4 protein-coding genes are annotated in these 3,469 nt (G+C 67.1%); 1 reads left to right on the forward strand and 3 read right to left on the reverse strand.

All coding sequences use genetic code 11. From position 1 onward, the window contains the following. The 3 genes from EN780_RS30055 to EN780_RS30065 form a co-directional block, all read right to left on the reverse strand. Window positions 1–825, reverse strand: an 825-nt coding sequence (locus EN780_RS30055) for an SDR family oxidoreductase (RefSeq protein WP_133372771.1), incomplete at its 3' end; no start/stop codon positions are given. After that, a complete protein-coding gene (gene queG / locus EN780_RS30060) occupies window positions 822–1,976 on the reverse strand; it encodes a tRNA epoxyqueuosine(34) reductase QueG (RefSeq protein WP_127390982.1) in 1,155 nt (384 codons plus the stop codon). The genes EN780_RS30055 and queG, both read right to left, overlap by 4 nt. After that, window positions 1,957–2,649, reverse strand: a complete 693-nt coding sequence (locus tag EN780_RS30065; RefSeq protein WP_127310994.1) for a glutathione S-transferase family protein — start codon at window positions 2,647–2,649, stop codon at window positions 1,957–1,959. The genes queG and EN780_RS30065 overlap by 20 nt, the downstream gene beginning before the upstream one ends. A gap of 154 nt (window positions 2,650–2,803) precedes the next feature. On the opposite strand from EN780_RS30065, the gene EN780_RS30070 reads away from it, so the two are divergent. Beyond that, a partial coding sequence (locus EN780_RS30070) for an undecaprenyl-diphosphate phosphatase (RefSeq protein WP_128276103.1) occupies window positions 2,804–3,469 on the forward strand: 666 nt, incomplete at its 3' end.

Here is a 3,469-nt window from a genome sequence, read left to right on the forward strand (position 1 = left end):
GTAGTCGGGGAAGGCAAAGCGATAGCCGGCCGCCTTGATCGCGGCGTTGGAGACGCGCTTGTTCTCGCCGTAGCAGGAGCGCGCCATCGGCGAAAGCTGCGCCGTCTCGAAGGCGATTTCCGGCGGCGGCTCGACGCCCATCAGGCCGGCGGCATAGGCGACGACATCCTGCGGCGGCGCCGGCTCGTCGTCGGTGACGTTGAAGATGCCGCCGCTATTTTTCCCGGCCAAATGCCAGAGCGCGCCGGCGATGTCGTCGCAATGGATGCGGTTGAACACCTGGCCGGGCTTGACCAGCCGTCTGGCGGTGCCGTCGGCCAGGTTGACCAGCGCGTTGCGGCCCGGACCGTAGATGCCGGAGAGGCGCAGGATCGCCACCGGCCGGCCGATCTCCTGGCCGAGCTTCAGCCACTCCTGTTCGGCGGCCACCCGCATCACCGAGCGCTTCGACACCGGTCGGCACTCGGCCCTCTCGTCCACCCAGCCGCCGCCATGGTCGCCATAGACGCCGACGGTGGAGAGATAGGCGATCCATTCCAGGGCCGGCATCGCTGCGATCGCCTCGCGCGCGGCGCCGAGCACCGGATCGCCGGCCTCTTCCGGCGCCACCGAGACGATCAAATGGGTGGTCGTTTTCAAGGCCTCGCCGATCTCGGCCGTCAGCGCGCCGTCGAAGCGCAGCGGCGCGATGCCGGCCTGGCCGAGCACCGCGAACTTCTCCGGCGAGCGCGTCGTGCCGCGGATTGTCACCCCATCCCGGCTGGCGCGGGCGAAGGCCTTGCCGGAATAGCCGGCGCCAAAGACGAAGAACTGCTTTTCACTCATGCATGGACCTTTGCTGGCTGCGCCGACAGCCATTCGTCGCGCACCGTCATGTCATCTTCGGTTGCCAGGGCGGTGGCGGCGCGCTCGGCGAACTCGGTGTCGGGTAGAAGCCTGGACAGCGCCCAGACGGCCGCACCTCGCACCAGCGGCGAGGCGTCGCCCAGCAAGGCACGGACTGCCCCCGCCAGCGCGGCATCGCCCGAATTGCCGGCGGCGATCAGCACATTACGGATGAAACGGTCGCGACCGATGCGCTTGATCGGCGAACCCGAGAAAAAGCTGCGGAAGGCCGCGTCGCCGAAGCTGAGCAGCTCCGCCAGCGGCGGCTCGCGCAAATCCGCGCGCGCGGCAAGCTTCGCCTCCGAGGCGGTGCGGGCGAACTTGTTCCACGGGCAGGCGGCGAGACAATCGTCGCAGCCATAGATGCGGTTGCCGATCTTGTCGCGGAATTCGCGCGGGATCGGCCCCTTGCTCTCGATGGTGAGGTAGGAGATGCAGCGCCGCGCGTCGAGCCGGTAGGGCGCCGGAAAAGCGTCGGTCGGACAGGCGTCTAGGCAGGCGCGGCAAGAGCCGCAATGGTCCTGCTCCGCCGTGTCGGGCTCCAACTCCGCCGTGGTGAAGATGGTGCCGAGGAACAGCCACGAGCCGTGTTGCCGGCTGACCAGATTGGTGTGCTTGCCTTGCCAGCCGAGGCCGGCGGCCTCGGCGAGCGGCTTTTCCATCACCGGCGCGGTGTCGACGAACACTTTCACGTCGCCGCCGGCCTTTGCCACGATCTTGCCGGCGATCTCCTTCAGCCGGCCCTTCATAATATCGTGATAGTCGCGGTTCTGCGCATAGACCGAGATTGCGCCGCGGTCGCGCCTTGCCTGCAGCTTGCGCGGATCGTGGTCCGGCCCGTAATTCATGGCCAGCACGACGATCGAGCGCACTTCGGGCCACAGCATCGATGGTTCGGCCCGGCGTTCGATCGTCTCGGCGATCCAGCCCATCGAGCCATGAAAACCGTCGGCGACGAATTCGGCGAGCCTGGCCGGCGCCAGCGGGATGGCATCGGGCCTGGTGACGGCGACGGCGTCGAAACCGGCGCGCCTGGCCTCGCCGTCGATCAGCGCGCGCAGGTTTTCGGTCTTAGAAATCGAGGTCCGCATAATGCGACACCGGCGACAGGCCGCGCACCCGGTCGGACAGAAGTGGCCGGAACGAGGGCCGTGACTTCACCCTTGTATACCATTCCCGCGCCGCGGTGTGCTCGCGCCAGTCGATCTCCCCCAGATAGTCGAGCACCGAAAGTGCGGCCGCCGCCGCGAGGTCGGCATAGGTCACCCTGCTGCCGGCCAGCCAGTGGCGGGTGCCGGCCAGCCAGTTGGTGTACTTCATGTGCTGGCGGATGTTGGCGCGGGCGGCGCGGATCGCCGCCGAATCGGGCGAGCCGCCGCCGGCCGTCTCCGGCATGATCGGCTTCAGCACGCGCTCGCGCACCAGGTGGCGGGTCACCTCGCTCTCGGCCTTGTTCAGGTACCAGTCGGTCAGCCGGCGGATCTCGGCGCGCTCCATCGGGTCCTCGGCGAACAGCCGCTTGTCGCGCTTCAGCACGCCGCGCGTCTCGTCGAGATACTCGGCGATCACCATCGCGCCGACGATCGGCACGTCGCCCTCGGCAAGCAGGATCGGCAAGGTTCCGGCCGGGTTCAGCGCCAAAAACTCCTTGCGCCGCGTCCACGGCTTTTCCTCGATCAGCGCCAGCTCCTCGCCATATTCGCCGAAGGCGAGGCGCACGAACCGGCAGGAGGCGAACATCGGGTGGTGGAAGAGCGTCAGCATGGTCCCGCGATAATAAGGCGCACTGGCGAATCGCCGGCCGCGCCGGTAAGTCTTGGCCGCCCGCAAAGCGGACCGTCAGGGTGCTGCGACCTATAGGGGGACTTCCGCGCCATGACAAGCAAGCCCTTCTTTGAGTCCCAATCCCGAGGTTGCCATGGATAGCCAGACCATCGTCGAAGCGCTGCTGCTCGGCCTGCTGGAGGGCCTGACCGAGTTCATTCCGGTGTCTTCGACCGGCCACATCCTGCTCGCCGGCCATTTCCTCGGCTTCCATTCGACCGGCAAGGCCTTCGAGATCCTGATCCAGCTCGGCGCCATCCTCGCCATCCTCAGCGTCTATTTCAAACGCCTGTGGCAGATGCTGCTCGAACTGCCGCACGACCGGCTGACCAGGCATTTCGTCATCGGCATCCTCATCGCCTTCCTGCCGGCGGCCATCATCGGCGCGCTGGCGCATGACTTCATCAAGACCATCCTGTTCGAATCGCCGCGGCTGATCTGCATCATGCTGATCATCGGCGGCGTCGTCCTGCTTCTGGTCGATCGGATGAACCTCAAGCCCGTCTATCGCGACGTCGAGCGCTTCCCGACGCGGCTCTATCTGCAGATCGGCCTGTTCCAGTGCCTGTCGCTGATCCCCGGCACCTCGCGCTCCGGCTCGACCATCGTCGGCGCGCTGCTGCTCGGCGTCGACAAGCGCGCGGCGGCGGAATTCTCCTTCTTTCTCGCCATCCCGACCATGGTCGGCGCCTTCGCCTTCGACCTGTTCAAGAACCGCAACGTGCTGACCTCGGCCGACCTGCCGATCATCGCCATCGGC

Source organism: Mesorhizobium sp. M4B.F.Ca.ET.089.01.1.1, assembly GCF_004022605.1.
Taxonomy (GTDB): domain Bacteria; phylum Pseudomonadota; class Alphaproteobacteria; order Rhizobiales; family Rhizobiaceae; genus Mesorhizobium; species Mesorhizobium abyssinicae.

Excerpts from the sequence above, each read along its gene's own strand:
- queG (WP_127390982.1), bottom strand. The coding sequence starts at position 1,976 with ATGCGGACCTCGATTTCTAAGACCGAAAACCTGCGCGCGCTGATCGAC.
- EN780_RS30065 (WP_127310994.1), bottom strand. The coding sequence starts at position 2,649 with ATGCTGACGCTCTTCCACCACCCGATGTTCGCCTCCTGCCGGTTCGTG.